This window comes from Micromonospora sp. 050-3 (assembly GCF_046549335.1).
In the GTDB taxonomy this organism is placed as follows: Bacteria; Actinomycetota; Actinomycetes; order Mycobacteriales; family Micromonosporaceae; genus Micromonospora; species Micromonospora trifolii.
This window is the reverse complement of record NZ_JAJPVX010000004.1, coordinates 208,245-223,846: the sequence shown is the minus strand read 5'-3', so window position 1 is coordinate 223,846 and position 15,602 is coordinate 208,245. Positions and strand designations below refer to the sequence as shown.

Annotated in this window: 14 protein-coding genes and 1 riboswitch; of the genes, 3 read left to right on the top strand and 11 right to left on the bottom strand. The window is 71.4% G+C overall.

What is annotated here, in order from left to right; translation table 11 throughout:
- Positions 1 to 224: 224 nt before the first annotated feature.
- A complete protein-coding gene (paaN, locus tag ACLJOK_RS33160) occupies positions 225 to 1,898 on the bottom strand; it encodes a phenylacetic acid degradation protein PaaN (RefSeq protein WP_410822417.1) in 1,674 nt (557 codons plus the stop codon).
- Positions 1,899 to 2,125: 227 nt separating this feature from the next.
- On the opposite strand from paaN, the gene ACLJOK_RS33155 reads away from it, so the two are divergent.
- The gene (locus ACLJOK_RS33155) at positions 2,126 to 4,318 is read left to right on the top strand and encodes a hypothetical protein (RefSeq protein ID WP_410822416.1); all 2,193 of its coding nucleotides are present in this window, start codon (positions 2,126 to 2,128) and stop codon (positions 4,316 to 4,318) included.
- Between the two features lie 9 nt (positions 4,319 to 4,327).
- Here ACLJOK_RS33155 and ACLJOK_RS33150 read toward each other — a convergent pair whose 3' ends face one another.
- From ACLJOK_RS33150 to ACLJOK_RS33115, 8 genes are all read right to left on the bottom strand, one after another.
- A complete protein-coding gene (locus tag ACLJOK_RS33150; protein ID WP_410822415.1) occupies positions 4,328 to 5,347 on the bottom strand; it encodes a GNAT family N-acetyltransferase in 1,020 nt (339 codons plus the stop codon).
- A 251-nt stretch (positions 5,348 to 5,598) separates the two neighbouring features.
- Entirely contained in the window at positions 5,599 to 6,885 is a 1,287-nt protein-coding gene (gene thrC / locus ACLJOK_RS33145; protein WP_410822414.1) for a threonine synthase, read from the bottom strand.
- A 10-nt stretch (positions 6,886 to 6,895) separates the two neighbouring features.
- Positions 6,896 to 7,031: riboswitch (SAM riboswitch) on the bottom strand.
- 105 nt (positions 7,032 to 7,136) lie between these two features.
- The gene (locus tag ACLJOK_RS33140) at positions 7,137 to 7,337 is read right to left on the bottom strand and encodes a hypothetical protein (protein WP_410822413.1); all 201 of its coding nucleotides are present in this window, start codon (positions 7,335 to 7,337) and stop codon (positions 7,137 to 7,139) included.
- Positions 7,334 to 7,705, bottom strand: coding sequence for a YbaB/EbfC family nucleoid-associated protein (locus ACLJOK_RS33135; RefSeq protein ID WP_410822412.1), 372 nt, complete (start codon positions 7,703 to 7,705; stop codon positions 7,334 to 7,336). The genes ACLJOK_RS33140 and ACLJOK_RS33135 overlap by 4 nt, the downstream gene beginning before the upstream one ends.
- Positions 7,702 to 8,133, bottom strand: coding sequence for a YbaB/EbfC family nucleoid-associated protein (locus ACLJOK_RS33130; protein WP_410822411.1), 432 nt, complete (start codon positions 8,131 to 8,133; stop codon positions 7,702 to 7,704). The genes ACLJOK_RS33135 and ACLJOK_RS33130 overlap by 4 nt, the downstream gene beginning before the upstream one ends.
- Entirely contained in the window at positions 8,130 to 8,852 is a 723-nt protein-coding gene (locus ACLJOK_RS33125; RefSeq protein WP_410822410.1) for a hypothetical protein, read from the bottom strand. Before ACLJOK_RS33125 ends, ACLJOK_RS33130 begins: the two co-directional genes overlap by 4 nt.
- Positions 8,853 to 8,863: 11 nt before the next feature.
- Positions 8,864 to 9,163 (bottom strand): hypothetical protein, encoded by a 300-nt coding sequence (locus tag ACLJOK_RS33120; protein ID WP_410822409.1) that lies wholly within the window; start codon positions 9,161 to 9,163, stop codon positions 8,864 to 8,866.
- A gap of 114 nt (positions 9,164 to 9,277) precedes the next feature.
- On the bottom strand, positions 9,278 to 10,240 hold the full coding sequence (locus ACLJOK_RS33115) for a DMT family transporter (RefSeq protein WP_410822408.1): 963 nt from the start codon (positions 10,238 to 10,240) through the stop codon (positions 9,278 to 9,280).
- A gap of 90 nt (positions 10,241 to 10,330) precedes the next feature.
- Here ACLJOK_RS33115 and ACLJOK_RS33110 point away from each other — a divergent pair, with 90 nt between their 5' ends.
- Positions 10,331 to 10,636: an ArsR/SmtB family transcription factor gene (locus ACLJOK_RS33110; protein ID WP_410822407.1), complete on the top strand. Its 306-nt coding sequence runs from the start codon at positions 10,331 to 10,333 to the stop codon at positions 10,634 to 10,636.
- Between the two features lie 426 nt (positions 10,637 to 11,062).
- The gene (locus ACLJOK_RS33105) at positions 11,063 to 11,752 is read left to right on the top strand and encodes a DUF4232 domain-containing protein (RefSeq protein WP_410822405.1); all 690 of its coding nucleotides are present in this window, start codon (positions 11,063 to 11,065) and stop codon (positions 11,750 to 11,752) included.
- Between the two features lie 9 nt (positions 11,753 to 11,761).
- Here the strand turns inward: ACLJOK_RS33105 and ACLJOK_RS33100 are convergent, their stop codons facing one another.
- Together ACLJOK_RS33100 and ACLJOK_RS33095 are read right to left on the bottom strand one after the other, a co-directional pair.
- Positions 11,762 to 12,628, bottom strand: coding sequence for an ABC transporter permease (locus ACLJOK_RS33100; RefSeq protein ID WP_238676619.1), 867 nt, complete (start codon positions 12,626 to 12,628; stop codon positions 11,762 to 11,764).
- A complete protein-coding gene (locus ACLJOK_RS33095) occupies positions 12,628 to 15,492 on the bottom strand; it encodes an alpha/beta fold hydrolase (protein WP_410822404.1) in 2,865 nt (954 codons plus the stop codon). Before ACLJOK_RS33095 ends, ACLJOK_RS33100 begins: the two co-directional genes overlap by 1 nt.
- Between the last annotated feature and the right edge of the window lie 110 nt (positions 15,493 to 15,602).

Here is a 15,602-nt window from a genome sequence, read left to right as displayed (position 1 = left end):
CCCCCACCCCACGATCCCCGCCCTGAACGAGCTACAGATGCGCAGAGCAGCCTAGAAGGGAACCTTTCCAGGGCAAGAGCCACGCTGATGCCCCTGAAAAGCCGGCAGCGATGCGACGAGCCTGCCCAGGAACGGGTTTCCGGGGCAGCCCGACCCGCGCAGGGATCAAGCCTGACCGCCCGGAGCGGGTCGGGCTGCCCCGGAAACCCCACCGCAACTAAAGATCAAACATGACGCCGAGACTGCACGATCCGGAACCGGTTGGCGACGTACGCCCCGTCGGTCAGCGCCGAGTTGGCAGCAGCGTTGGCCCCACTGCCGTGGAAGTCGGAGAACGCCGCCGACTGGTTGACGAAGACACCGCCGGTGAGGTTGCAGGACAGGTGCACCCCGACCTCTACCGCCACCGCCTCGGTCGCGTCCAGCACGGCCTCGTCGGTCGAGTAGACCCCGGCGGTGAGCGCGCCCTTCTCGCCGACCGTCCGGCGCAGCAGCTCCAGGCTGTGCGTGGTGGAGTCGGTAGCGATGGCGAAGGAGATCGGCCCGAACCATTCCCGGCCGTACGTCTCCGTGTCGTCAGCGGTCAGCTTCACGATCGTCGGGGTACGCACCACCGCGTCGGCGTACGACGGGTGGGCCACGGTCCGCGACTCCAGCACGGGCTCGCCGACCTTGGTCACCTCGGCCAGCCGCTCCAGCACCCCGTCGTTGACGATGGCGCCGGTCAGCTCCACGCCTCGGGCCGGGTCGGCGGTGAGCTTGCCGACGGCAGCGGCAATCCCGCCGGCCACCTCGTCGAAGCTCTTGTGCCCCTGGTCGGTCTCGATGCCCCCGGCCGGGATGAGGATGTTCTGTGAGGTGGTGCACATCTGCCCGCTGTAGAGGGTCAGCGTGAACCCGAGGTTGCGGCACATGCCGGCGAAGTCGTCGGTGGAGTCGATGACGACGGTGTTGAGGCCGGCCTTCTCGGTGTAGACCGATGCCTGCCGCGCGTGCGTCTCCAGCCAGTCGCCGTACTCGGTGGAGCCGGTGAAGTCGACGATCCGGATGGCGCGGTGCAGAGCCAGGTCGCTGGCGAGCTTCTCACCGGGCGCCTCGGCCGCCAGCATGATCAGGTTTGGGTCGAACCCGGCCTCGGCCAGCACCTCCCGGGCGTACTTCACAGTGATGGCCAGCGGCAGCACCGCGCGCGGGTGCGGCTTGACGATCACCGGGTTGCCGGTGACCAGCGAGGCGAACAGTCCGGGGTACGAGTTCCAGGTCGGGAAGGTGTTGCAGCCGATCACCAGCGCCACCCCACGCGGCACCACGTGGAACGTCTTGGTCATCCGCAGCGGGTCACCCTTGCCGGCGGCCTTCTCCCAGCCCGCCGTGCCCGGGTGCCGGGTCATTTCCGCGTACGCGTACGCCAGCGCTTCCAGCGCCCGGTCCAGCGCGTGCGCACCACCGGCCTGGAAGGCCATCACGAACGCCTGCCCGCTGGTGAACTGCACAGCGTTGGCCAGCTCGAAGATGTGCTTGTGCAGCCGGTCGAGGATCTCCAGGCAGACGCCCACCCGGGCCTGCGGGCCGGCGTCACGCCACGCCGGCAGCGCGGCGGAGGCGGCGTCGACCAGCTCGCCGGGGCGGGCATGCGGGTACCGCACCGCCAGCTCCACCCCGAACGGGCTCGTCTCGGTGGCGACCCGAACGCCCGCGCCGGGCTGGTCGAGCGGGAAGTCACCGCCGAGGTACGCCTCGAAGGCGGCCTTGCCGTCGGCGGCGGCGGTCTCGCCGTACACCCGAGGGCTGGGGGATTCGGGATAGGCGGACCAGTAGCCCCGCTCCGTGATCGCGGTCAGCGCACGGTTGAGGGTGTCGGCGTGCCTGTCGTACAGGGGATGCGGGGTCTCCGTCATGCCCGCCATCATGCCTGAGTCCGGTCCGCGAGCAGTAGCGCGAATGCCCGACAGCGGCTCATGCCTGAGTCCGATCCGCGAGCAGTAGCGCGAATGCCCGACAGCGGCTCATGCCGCGGTCGAGTTCCGGAGCAGAAGCGCCAATGGTCGACGGCACGGGGTTGCTCGCGGCGGCAGCGGGTAACCGCGGGCCTCCGGCCAGGGGAGCCGGCCAGGGAGGGCGGCGGGTGAGGATCACCGAGATCCGGGTGCACGGGGTCGCCGACAAGGGGCCCGAGACGATCCTCGACCGACCGATCGTCGCGCGGTTCGCGGGAGACGACAACGCCGGCTTCTACCGGCCCCGGCCCGGTTACGGCGCCGCCGCTGACCGCAACGGGGTGACGCTTGAGGCGTACCGCTGGAGCAGACTGACCGGCGGCACCGCCACCCGGACGTTTTCCCTGGTCCTGCTCTTGCCGTTCATGCTCAGCAACATCGCGGTGTGGATGCTGCCGGTCACCGGCCGCGGCGGCCATGCCGCGCGGGCGCTGTGCCGACTGTTGGCCGCGACCATGACCGCGATGTACGTGCTCTCCACCGTCGGGGTGTCCCTCGACCTGATCGCGTGGCAGTGCGCGGCCTACCCGAGGTGCCTGGAGGGGCGACGGGAGATCTCCTGGCTGGGCGACGTGCCGCCCGGGCAGCGGCTCGCGCTGCTGGCCGTACCGCCGATCATCGCGATCGTCCTGATCTGGCGGCTCGGTGCCCGGACCTGGCAGCTCCCCGAGGACAGCGACCACGCGCCCGGCGTGGGTGCGGACCGGCTCGACGCGCCCGCCTTCTGGGACACCCGCTCGCTGCTGCGCCGCCTGCGGTCGGTTCACGTCGCGGTGGCGCTGGGCACGCTCGACATCACTCTGCTGCTGGTTCTGGCACCGCACGACGCCACAGTGTCCGGCTGGCTGCTGCTGGCCGCGGACGTGGCGCTGCTCGCGGGCGCGGTGGTGCTGCTCTGCCGGCCGGCGATAGAGCGGCGCGGAGAGCAGGACCAGCGGAGTTCGCGGATGATCCGCTGGGTGGCCGTCGCGCTCACCGCGCTGACCCTGGGGTACGCGTTGCTGCCACGGCCGCCGTGGACGGCCGAGGGGATGATGCCGGGGTACGGGATGCTGGTCGCCGGGCTGTTCGCCGGGCAGGTGGTGCTGCTCGCGATGCTCGGCCTGGTGGTCGTGGTGCAGCGTCGTTCCCTTCCCCGGCCCCACTTCCTGTTGGCCGGGCTGGGCGCGCCGGTGCTGATAACCGTCGCGATCGGGCTGGGCGTCGCGTACTCCTCGGGCCTGACCTATGGGCTCGCCGAGTACCTGGACCGTGGCTCCAGCCCGACGCCGGCACGGCCGCTGCCGCCTGGCGCCCCACCGTTGTCTCCGCCGATCGCCTACCGCTGGGTCACCCTCGGCTTCACCCTCGCCGTGCTCCTGGTGGTCGTGACGGCAGTGCTCGTCCCCCGGCTTCGCCGTGATCGTCGCCGTCGGGAGGCCGAGGAACTGGTCCGGCGGGACTTTCCGGAAGCCTCCCGGGCGGCCCCCGAACGAGTGCGGGCCGTCCGCGACGCGATAGTGCGTGCCCGGCTGACGGATCGGCTCGGAGGGCTGCTGGCCACCGCGTACGTGGTGTTGGCGCTGCTCACCCTCGCGGCGGCCGGGCTCTCGGTGATCGGTCCCGGCCCGGGTGCGCTCGCGTTCCGACTGGGCGGCGAGCCGTTGGCCCGGCCGGTGATCTTCGTGACCGATGTGGGTGCTCTGCTGATCGGGCTGTTCGCCACGGTCCTCGCGGTGATGGGACTTGTCGCCTACCGATCGGGCGCGATCCGGCTGGTCGGGGTGCTCTGGGAACTGGCCACCTTCTGGCCGCGTGCCGCGCACCCGCTCGCCCCGCCGTGCTACGTCGAGCGGGCGGTCCCCGAGCTGACCCGTCGGATCGGGCAGCTCACCGCCGACGGGAACGCGGTGGTGCTGTCCGGGCAGAGTCACGGCAGCGTGCTCGCGGCGGTGACGATCCTTCAACTGCCCGACCACTGCCGCAGGCGGGTGGCCCTGCTCACCTACGGCGCCCCGCTCGGAAACCGGTATCGGCGGATCTTCCCGGCGTACGTCAGCGACGAGATGTTGCGCGAGGTCGGCAGCCGGTTGGCCTGGCGGTGGATCAACCTGTGGCGGTACACCGACGCGGTGGGCGGACCGGTGTTCGTCCCGCTCCCGGACGGACCCGACGACCCGGCTGCCCGGGTCGACCGTCGGGTACGGGACCCGAAGGGACTGCTCATCCCGCCGACCGACACAGTGCCCCCGCCGGTGCAGGGCCACCGGTTCACTCCGGACGACGACTTTCACGCTGCGATCGGCGAGCTGGTCGAGCGCTTGGAACGGACCGACGGGTGACCAGCCGGGTCAGAGCGTGAGCTGCCAGTCGGTCCAGGAGTCCACCGGACGGAAGCCGAGCTGCTCGTTGATCGCCACCATGTAGCTGTTGCTGGCCGCGTTGATGGTGTCGATGCTGCGCACCGCCGGCTCGTGGGTGAGCAGGTGATGCAGGTTCTCCGCCTTGGCGATCAGGCCGAGCCGGTGCCCACGATGTGCGGGGTCGACGATGGTGATCTGCTGGAACGCGTGCCAGTCGGCGGAGGCGCCAACCTCCAGCAGCGTCCAGGCGACCAGCCGGCCGGACGCCTCGTGTCGCATCCCGAGGTGGTACCGCCGGCGGCCCTTGGCCTCCAGGGCACGATCGGTGCCGCGGATGCGCTCGGCGTCCACCTGCTCCGGCTCCCACTGCATGTCGCCAAGGGGCGCGTCCATCATCAGCCGGCCGTCCAGGTAGGCGATGTCCGTCAGATACTCCTGCGGGGTGGCGCCCTGCCAGCACACCGATCGGTACCCCTCGGCCCGGGGCTGGGCCTCGACGAGTGCCGCGCGGAGCGCGACCCGGTCGATCTCGGCGATCTCCAGCCGGCGACGCACCTCGACCAACGCGGCCTGGGCGCCGGTCGACGCGGCGAACGCGTCGCCCGCCGCGCTCCGAGCCGGCCCGTCGGGCAACGCGGAAACGGTCAGCCCGACGACCCGCTTGCGGCCGTGCTCGCGCAGCAGCCGTACGCCGTACTCGTGCAGGGCCCGACCGACGCCCCGGCGCCGCAGCTCCGGACGCACCTTCAGCTCGACGGTGGCGTTGTCGGTGTTGTCGAGCTGCGGCAGGTCCAGTTGCAGGAAGCCGGCCGGGGCGCCGTCCAGTCGGGCCAGCGCCCAGAGCGTCCGGGTGCCGGGCAACGGCGTGTGGAACAGCGCGTCGAACCGGCGTCGGCAGAAGGGCGGTAGGTCCGGCAGATCGGCGTCGTTGACCGCCACCCCGATCCGGTACGCCTCGTCGACGGAAGTCCGGTCGGCGCCGTCGAACGGCGCGATCGTGATGCTCATGCCGCTGAGGGTGCACCCGGGAAAAGCGATAGGGCCAGCGATTAATCGCTGGCCCTATCGAACGTGGTCGGGAGGGACACTCGCACAACGCCTCCGGCGTTGGGTCGCAAGAACTTCAAAAGTCTTCGGCGAAATGCCCTCCCGCACGGAGCATCTTGCGCCGTCCGGTTCCTGCCGTCAAGTCCGTAGCGGCGGGTTTTCCACACTCACAGCGAAAACCCAGTTACCGGCTGATCCACTCGGTCCCCCGTTCAGCCGAGGAGGCCGGCGTCGCGGGCGGCGCGCAGCGAGGGCTTGATGTGATGGGTCGGCCCGACCTGGCCGGCCACCGCGTCGATGGTCTTCAGACCCTCGCCGGTGTTGAACACGACGGTCTCGGCCGTCGGGTCGAGCCGACCGGACTCGACCAGTTTGCGCAGCACGGCCACTGTGACCCCACCCGCGGTTTCGGCGAAGACCCCGGTGGTGCGGGCCAGATCGCGGATGCCCGCCCGGATCTCGTCGTCGTCGGCGTACTCCATCCAGCCGCCGGTGCGGCGAACCGCCTCCAGGGCGTAGAGGCCGGCCGCCGGGTCGCCGATGTTGAGCGACTTGGCGATGCCGGTCGGCTTGACCGGGACGATCGTGTCGGTTTCGGCGTGCAGGGCGACGGCGATCGGGTTGCAGCCGGCGGACTGCGCGCCGAAGACCTTCCACCCGTCGGCGGGCGCCTCGACCAGGCCGATCTCCACCAGCTCGGAGAACGCCTTGTCAATCTTGGTGAGCAGCTCGCCACTGGCCATCGGGATGACCACCTGCGCCGGGATCCGCCAGCCGAGCTGCTCGGCCACCTCGTAGCCGAGGGTCTTGGAGCCCTCCGCGTAGTACGGGCGGACGTTCACGTTGACGAACGCGGTGTCCTCGAACTCGTCGGTCTCCACCAACTCGCCGCAGAGCCTGTTGACATCGTCGTACGAGCCGTCGATGGCGACCAGTTCGCCGCCGTAGACGGCGGTGGTGATGACCTTGCCCTGCTCCAGGTCGCTGGGGATGAAGACCACCGAGGGCGCCCCGGCGCGGGCGGCGTGGGCGGCCACCGAGTTGGCCAGGTTGCCGGTCGACGCGCAGGCGAACCGGCTGAAGCCGAGCGCCTTGGCGGCGGTGAGCGCCACCGAGACGACCCGGTCCTTGAACGAGTGGGTGGGGTTGGCGCTGTCGTCCTTGACCCAGAGCGGCGCGGTGATGCCCAGCTCGGCGGCGAGGTGCGGGGCCGCCACCAGTGGGGTCAGCCCCGGGTCGAGGGTGACCCGGGTGGCCGGGTCCTGACCGGCGGGGAGCAGTGCGGCGTACCGCCAGATGTTGTTCGGGCCGGCCTCGATCTGCTCGCGGGTGACGGTGGCCAGCGCGGCGGCGTCGTAGTCGACTTCCAGCGGGCCGAAACACTCGTAACAGGCGTGCTGGGCGGCGAGCGGGTAGCGGGCCGAACAGGCACGGCAGACCAGGGCGCGGGCGGGGCTGGCGGAGGTGTCGATGCCGGAGGCGACGAGCGTCGACGTCATGTCGAGAGTCCTCTCATCTTTCCCCGCATCGCACGGTGCGGCGGGGACGGAATTGGCACCTGCCCCACGGGTCGCTCAGCGGTGAGCGCGCGGGGTGGTTGCCGGGGCGTCGTCGGGCCGTATCCCTCAGCCCCTCTGGATGAGGTATTCAGTTGTGCCGTCGAGTCTAGGACAACGCTGTCGGTCGCTGCTACCGCAGATCCCACGCTGTGAGCCGACCGCCGGCATCCCGGCGGTCGGCGCGCTGCTGGTCAGCGCCGGCGTCGACGCCCGAGGTATAGCGCCACGGCCCAGAGGATGGCAATGGCGGCCACGAGAATCCAGCCGGCGGTCGCGATGGCGCCGCCCGTGAGCCGTTCGCTGCCGCTGAGCAGCCAGATCCCACCCGACACGAAGAGGAGCGCGACCAGGACGGACACCATGGTGACCACGGCGCGTTGCGCGGGGGTCATCGCTGCCGCCTCGGTCGGATGGTGCCGGGCATCGCGGCCTCCGGGTTGGCCAGGATCTCGGCGACCGAGCGGCCGCCGATGGTCAGGGACCCGAGCAGAGCGGTGCGTGCCTGCTCGGCTTCGGCCTCGGCGGCTCGAATCGCGTCGCGGACGTGCTCGCCGAGGGTGAGATTGTCCACGGTACGCCGGGCCTGCGGCGTGATCCGTACGTCGAGCAGTTGACCGCCCGCCCCGACGGTGGCGATCACCGCGCCGTCGCCGGCCGCGGCCTGGTACTGCTCGCTCGCCGGCCGCTCGGCGAACTCCGCCGCCGACTCCAGGGCGGCGGCGATGTCCCGACGGATCGCCGACAGGGCATCGGGGTTCATCTGGCCCTCCGGGCGGCTGCGCGCAGGGCCTCGGCGGCCGACGCCGGATCGTACGTCTGCGGAACCGACGCGGGACCGTCGACCGGAGCGGGCTGACCGGAGATCTCGGCGATCGTTGCGGTCAGGCCCTGGGCGGCGCGCATCCTGGCGTCGCTGACGGCTGTCACGCACGCCGCCCCGAGGGCCTGTGCGTCGAGGTCGCGGACCGCCTGCGGGCTCAGGTAGACGTCTTCGACCCGGCCTGCGCCGGTGGCCCTGACCACCACTGTGCCCGAGTCGTCAGTGCCCTCGTAGACCGTCTCCTGCGCCTCGGCGATTCGGGCGAGGACCCCGTTGAGCTGGTCGGTCATCGCTCGCAGCGACCCAGTGGTCAGGGCAGCGCGTTCCGCCTCGCGCGTCGCGTGCTCGAAGGCTGGTACGTCGCTCACTCCTTCACCCAGCCCTTCGGCTCGGTGATGCGAACCCGGACCTGCTCGGGCAACTGCAGGCTCGTGGTGTCGATCCGGTCACTGTCGCTTGTGAACATGTTCTCCAGAACGCTGAAGGCGTCGGCGACGTCACGCCCAGCCGTCCACACCTGCTGCACGAAGGTCAGCACGGCGGCGAGCGTCGTGATGGCGAATGTCGCCCAGGCTCCGACGATCGCCCACTGCACGGCGGGTGTGTAGGGGCCGGAAAGATAGGCCACAGCGGCCGCCACCAGCGTCGCTCCCGTGACACTGACGTAGCTGAGCAGGTTCGTCATCAGACCCCACCGCATGTCGTCGCACATGTTGCGGACGTTGCTCGCCGCCTGAGCGATCGCGTCGAGCGCGGGCTCGATGCGCGTCTCCAGGAACGCCTTGAACGCCTCGGCGCCCTGATCGGCCCAGTAAGTGTCGACGTCACCTCGCGCCCGGGTCAGCCCCGCCTTGGCCTGCTCGAACACGTCGCTCATGTCGTTCCACGCCTCGGAACCCTTTTCCCATGGGTCCGGCGTGCGGATGTTGACCTCGACAAGGGCGGTGATGCCGGCCACCACCGCCGGACCGCCAACTGTGGGCCAGACGGCCGCGGCGAGCCCGGTGCCGAGGACACCGACGAGCATCCAGAGGCTTTCGGTGGTGTCGTCGTCGACCCGGTCGGAGTAGAGCGAGGAGTCGGACATCACGGCTCCGTTCAATCCTGGTATGTGAAGTTCTCGCCCCGCACCCGCTCCTGCTCCTCGTAGTGGGTGGCGATGGCGGTCAGTGCGGTGCCGATCGAGTCCATCGTCTTCTGGAGCGCCGCTGCGACGTCGCCCACGCCCTGCCGGACCCGCTCGTAGTCGTCAGGCAGGTTCCACGCGAACATCGGAAAGGCATCCCGCGGCAGTGTCAGCGAGGCGATCTTGGGCAGCACCGTGTCGGCGAATGACTTCGCGTCCTCGCTGATCGTCTGGCCCGCCCTGCGCATGGCCTCGGTTTCGAGCGACGTCACAACGGCCCCCTCACCAGGCATCCAGGGATCGACGGAAACTGCTGGTCCTGGCGGTTCATCCTGCCACGGTTGGACCACTGGAGCTGTCCCCTGCTGCCGCCGCGGGTCGGTGGGTCAGCGGGCGCTCACGGCCACCGGGTCGGTCACCGCGATCGGGTCCGTCACCGCGCTCGGCCGGGGCAGCGACGTGGTCCGGGGCCGGGCGGCGAGGTTCGCGGCGATCAGGGCGGCGATCGTGATGGCGGCCCCGACCAGTTCCACGGGCTCCGGGCGGTAGCCGCGGGCGATCTGCACCGCGAAGGTGGTCACCGGAACCAGGTTCATGAACAGCGCGGCGTTGGCGGCGCCGAGTCGCTGCACGCCGGTGTTCCAGGCCAGGACCGCGATCACGGCACCCACCAGCACGGCGTACGCCAGTTGCGGGGCGACCGCCACGAGGTCGGCGGCGGCCGGCGCGTGCTGCCAGCCGACGGCGTCGGCGCCGATGCTCAGGACGAGCATGGCGGCCGTGCCGGCGAGCGCGGTCAGTGTGGTGAAGCGCAGCGGCGACCACTCGCCGAACCGGCTGGCGCCGTGGGTGTAGATGCCCCAGCCCAGCACCGCGCCGATCATCATGAGCCCGCCGAGGCCGAACTGGCCGAGCCCGGCCAGGCTGCCGCGCGTGATCACCAGACCGACGCCGAGCAGCGCCACCAGGGAGAGGGCCAGCAGCAGCGGCTTCGGACGTACGCCGTCGCGAGCCCAGCGGACGAGCTGGGTGATCACCGGAGTGGTGGCCACGAAGAGGGAGATCTGCTGCGGGGCGGCATGTTCGAGCGCCAGGTTGGTGAGCAGGTTGAAGCCCGCGAAGCCGACCACTCCGAGCACCACCACCTCCAGCGCCCGGCCACCGTGGCGCAGTGCGCCGGCACCCTCGCGGAGCAGCAGGATGGCGACCAGGACGACGGCGGCCAGCAGGTAGCGCGCGGTGGTCAGGTTGAGCGGGTCGACCCGGTCGAGCGCGCTGGCCAGGATCGGGAACATCACGCCCCAGCCGAGCACGGCGACCAGTGGGTACGCGGTGGCGCGAGATCGCATCGCAACTCCAATGTTCGAGTATCGTCGAACCAACGACACCGACCATAGGGTGTTGTTCGATGATTGTCGAACAAGGGTTACACTGCTCACATGGAGCCGCACGAGCCCGACCTGACCGCCGTACCGGTCACCAGCGTGTTGGCCGCACTCGCCGACGACGTGCGGCTTCAGATCGTCCGGGCGCTCGCCGAGGGCGGCGAGGCCGCCTGCGGCAGTTTCGACTTCGGCGTCTCCAAGGCGACCCGTAGCCACCACCTCAAGGTGCTGCGCGAGGCAGGCCTGACCCGGACCCGGGCCGCCGGCACCAGCCGACTGGTCCGGCTCCGCCGGGACGAACTGGACAAGCTCTACCCGGGCCTGCTGGACGCGGTCCTCACCCAGCGCCCGCCAGCCTGACCCCGCCTCACCCTGACCCGTCCGGCAGCGGCCCGCGCGGCGGCGGGTGGGACCTGCCCCAGGCGCTCGCTTTGGAGCTGAATCGTCTACGACATCAGCGAAGAGCCGCCGCCCAACGGGCACCTCGGCCGGCACGCCGCCGAAGCCACCCCGTCGAGTCCCCAGCAACGGCCGACCCGACCGTCCCCACAACGGCCCCCACACCACTCCGTCGATCAAGGAGTTGTGGTGGGTGACAAAGCGCCCACCCGGCGCCAGACCAGGCACCACAACTCCATGATCGACGAGGTGGGCCTGCCCCCTTCTTCGCGATCTTGCACCTGCTGTCGTGAGATAGCGGGCATTCCGTGCGTATCGGCGACTGAACCTGCAAGATCGGCGGGGGCGGGGTGACGGTGTGGGTTCTTCGTGGGCGAGGATCTACTGATGATCTCTCGCGGGACGGCAGCGCGGCGACGGGTCAGCACGGCATCCGCGACGGTCACGGCGTTCATGGCGGCTCTCACACTCGGCGCGTGTATACCTGGCGACCATCGCGGCCAGGGCGGCCCGGACGGCCCGCGACCACGTACCGCGCCCGCCAGCACCGAGCCGCTGGCCGATTGCCCGGCCACCGGCGTTCGGATCCAGTCGACCGGCGGGGACGCCGCGATGGGCCTGCGCGCCCTCGGCCTGGAGCTGGTCAACTGCGGCGAGCACCCCTACCAGCTCGACGGGTACCCCGTGCTGCACGTGTTCGACGAAGCGCGCGAGCCGATCATGCTGCGGGTGGTCAACGGCGCGAAGGAGATCACCTCGGGCTTCGACCAACCACCCCGGCAGGTCATCCTCGCCGCCGGGGAGCGGGCCACCGCCGTGGTGCTCTGGCGCAACCTGGTCACCGACTCGACGGTGGTGGCCACCAACGGCGAGTTCCTGACTGTGGCGCCCGCCGCCGGGCAGCCGGCCGAAGAGGTCGACCCGGACGGGCCGATCGACCTCGGCAACACCGGCCGGATCGGCGTCAGCGCCTGGAAGAAGGCCGACCCGTCCACGCCGGTGCCGACCCGACCGGCCCCGCCGCCGGCGCCGAGCGCGGTGCCGTCGTCGGTGAGCCCGCCGGACAGCCGACTGTGAGCCGACCCGCTACGAGGTGATGTCCTTGCGGGTGAAGCGCCAGAACGCCAGCCCCCAGAACAGCGTCGCGTAGCTGATCGCGGAGATGCAGCCGCGCACCACGTCGTCGGTTTGCACCGGAGTCGACAGCAGACCCAGCCAGGCGGTACTGAAGTGGGTGGGCAGGAAGTCGCGCAGCGCGCCCAGGGCGGTGATCTGGTCCAGGATGCTGGACAGGATCCAGAGCAGGACCGCACCACCCACAGCGCCCAGCGCGGCGTCAGTGGTCACCGACAGCAGGAACGCCAGGCCGGCCACCACCAGCAGTACGACCGCCAGGTAGCCCAGCACGGCCAGCAACCGGAGCAGCCCCTCGGTGGGTTCCAGCTCGGCGGCGACGGTGCTGCGCAGCGGCGACCAGCCGTAGCGCAGGGTGCCGGCCAGCAGCGCGGTGCCGGCCAACAGGATCAGGGCCAGCCCCGAGTACGCGAGCGCGACCACCAGCTTCACCGTCAACAACCGCGCCCGGGGCACCGGGATCGCCAGCAGATACCGCAGGCTGCCCCAGCTCGCCTCGCTGGCCACCGTGTCGCCGCAGAACAGCGCGACGACCACCACCAGCAGGAACGACGCCGAGACGAAGATCGAGAACAGGGTGAAGTTGAGCCCGCCCGAGGTGGCCAGCTCGACCAGGCTGGCGAACTCGTTGCGACCGTTGTCGTCGTCGCCGCCCGAATCGAACTGGAACGCGATCAGGATGATCAGCGGCAGCAGCACCATGAACCCGAGCGCCAGCTGGGTCCGCCGCCGGGACGCCTGCCGACGGAACTCCGCCACGAACGGCATGGTGGCCGACGGCCGGTAACCGCGGGCCTCACCCGCATCAGTAACAGCCATCACCGGTCACCGCTTCCCCGAGAGTTCTCGCCCACCAGGGCGAGGAACGCGTCCTCCAGGCGCCGCCGAGGCACCACCCGGTCCACCCCGATGCCGGCGCGCACCAGCTCCGCCACCACCTCACTGCGGGCCGTGCCGTTGGTGTCGACGACCAGTTGGCCGTCGCTCTCCGGCAACACGCGGACCCCGTGCAGCCGGTCCAGCACCGCTCGCGCCGCCACCGGGTCGGTGACGTCGAAGAGCACGCTCGGCGACTCGCCCACGATCTCCTCCACCGGCCCGGACGCCACGATCCGGCCCTTGTTCACCACCACCGCGTGCGTGCACGTCTGCTCCACCTCGGCCAGCAGGTGACTGGAGACCAGCACCGCCCGACCGTCCGTGGCGTACCGCTGGAGCACCCGCCGCATCTCGGCGATCTGCGGCGGGTCCAGCCCGTCGGTCGGCTCGTCCAACACCAGCAGTTCGGGAAGGCCGAGCATGGCCTGGGCGATGGCGAGCCGCTGGCGCATCCCGTGGCTGTAGTTCTTGATCTTCCGGTGTACCGAGTCACCCAGCCCGGCGATCTCCAGCGCCGCGTCGAACTGTGCGTCCTCCCACGGCCGCCCGGTGGCCCGCCAGTACGCCTTCAGATTGTCCAGACCCGACAGGTGCGGCAGGAAGCCCGGCCCCTCCACCAGCGCCCCGATCCGGGACAGCACCGGCGAGCCGGGCACCAGCCGACGACCGAAGACGTAGATCTCCCCGGCGGTCGGCTGGGTCAGCCCCATCAACACCCGCAGGGTGGTGGTCTTGCCGGCGCCGTTCGGCCCGAGCAGACCCACTACCTGACCGGGGTGCACCTCGAAGTCCACGTTCGACACGGCGACGAAGCCGTCCGCGTACTCCTTGCGCAGTGCGCGCACGGCCAGCGGGGTGTCCGCGTACTCCGGATGCACCGACCGGTCCTGGCGGCGGTGCCGGCGGCGGACCAGGGCGACGACCACGACGAGCCCGATCACGATGGCGGCGAGCAGGCCGGCGAGCACCCAGCGCCAGATCGTCGCCGCGGTGGGGATCGGCTCACCGCTGACAGTGGGCAGGCTGACAGCGCCGTCCGCGGCCACCGTGTAGACCGTGGGCGCGGCGGGCGTGGTGTACGCCTGGTCGGAGGTGGCCACCACCAGTCGCAGCCGGTGCCCGGCCTCCACCCGGCGGACGATCCCGGGCAGCGTCACGGTGACCGGGCGGGCGTCCTGCACCTGCTGCGGCAGGCCGGTGAGCCGGATCGGGGCGACCAGGCCGTTCGGCAGGGTGGCCGCGCCGTCCGGGTCGACGTCGTAGAGCTTGACGAAGAGCACCGCCTCGCCGGTCGGCGACGCGGCCCGCAGGGTGACGGTGGGCGCACCGGCCACGTCCACCGCCTCGGCCAGCGGGGTGGACTCGAACTGGGCGTGCTGGCCGGGCACGTCACCGGCCACGCCGTCCAGCAGCGAGGCGAGCCCGCCGGCGAACGGGATCGAGGAGATGGCGGCCGGGTTGCCGTTCGGCGGGTTCGCGATCGGCTGTGCCGGACCGGCGACCGTCACCTCCCGGCGGGCGTTGCCGGCGAGGCCCGGGTAGTCGGCGCGGCGGAATCCGGTGGCGACGAGACCCCTGTCGAGTGCGTCGAAGCCGGCGATCCGCGACCAGGTGAAGTCGTCGCCGGGCGCGTCGCCCTCGCCCTTGACGTAGTGGTCGAGCCACTGGACGGTCAGGAACTTCACCCGGTCTTCGTCCGAGCGGGGTCCACTGCCACCGTCGTGCCCGCCGGTGAACCAGGCGACCCGCACCGGAGTGCCGGTGGCGGCGATGCCGCGGGCGTTCGCGTCCGCCTCACCGAGCGGGAAGAGGGTGTCCGCCTCGCCCTGCACCAGCAGGGTGGGCGCCTTGATCCGGTCCAGCACACCGGCCGGGCTGGAACGGCGCAGCAGGTCCACGGCGGCCTGGTCGCCGCGACCGGTGGTGGCGATCCGGAGGTACGCGGCGCAGACGTCGGCGGCGAAGCGACCGCAGGACGGGTCGGCGGCACCGGCCGGGGCGACACCGGTGCCGGTGCCGGGGCCGGCGCCCGGCCCGGGGCTGGGCGGGCCGGCGGACGCCGGTGCGCCCTGCGGCTGGGCGGCGGTCGCGCCGGAGAGCCCGGCCGGGCCGGAGCCCACGTTGCCGCCCCCGCCGAAGAAGAGACCGGCCCAGCCCTTCTTGAACACGCCCTCGGTCGGCGCTCCGCCGGTGCTCTCCGGCAGGAACGCGCGGGACAGGTCGTTCCAAGTGATCATGGGCACGATCGCGTCGACCCGACGGTCCTGGGCGGCCAGCAGCAACGCCAACCCACCTCCGTACGAGCCGCCGACCACGCCGACCTTCGGGTCGCCGGCGGCGTCGGTGCGCACCTCCGGCCGAGCGGCCAGCCAGTCCAGCAGCCGCTCAGCGTCGCGAACCTCGTAGTCCGGGTTGTCCAGGTGGATCTCACCGCCGCTGCGACCGAAGCCCCGCGCGGTCCACGTGAGCACCGCGTAGCCGCGCCCGGCGAACTCCTCCGCGTCGGAGCGAACCGACTCCTTCGTGCCGCCGAACCCGTGCGCCAGCAGCACCGCCGGCACCTTCCGACCGGACGAGGCGTCGTCCGGCAGGTAGAGGGTGGTGTCCAGGTTCACCGGTTGGTCACCGGACGGTCCGGACCGGACGGTGAGCATCGCGCTCTCGGTGCGTACACCCGGTCCCTGTGGCCACACCGCCCAGGTCACGGCGGCGGCCAACAGCACGACGACCACCGCGGCGGCGGTCGCCCGGCGGCGGGTGGGCAGGGCACGCCGGAACCACGCGGCCGGCGACGGCGATGTCATGCGGCACACGGTACGGCCCGCAGCCTGAGCGTTGGCTGAGATCCGCCGTACGTCCGTCCGGTTGCCCCGATCGGTGCGCGGTGGGGTGCGAGCGCGCACCGTCCGACGCG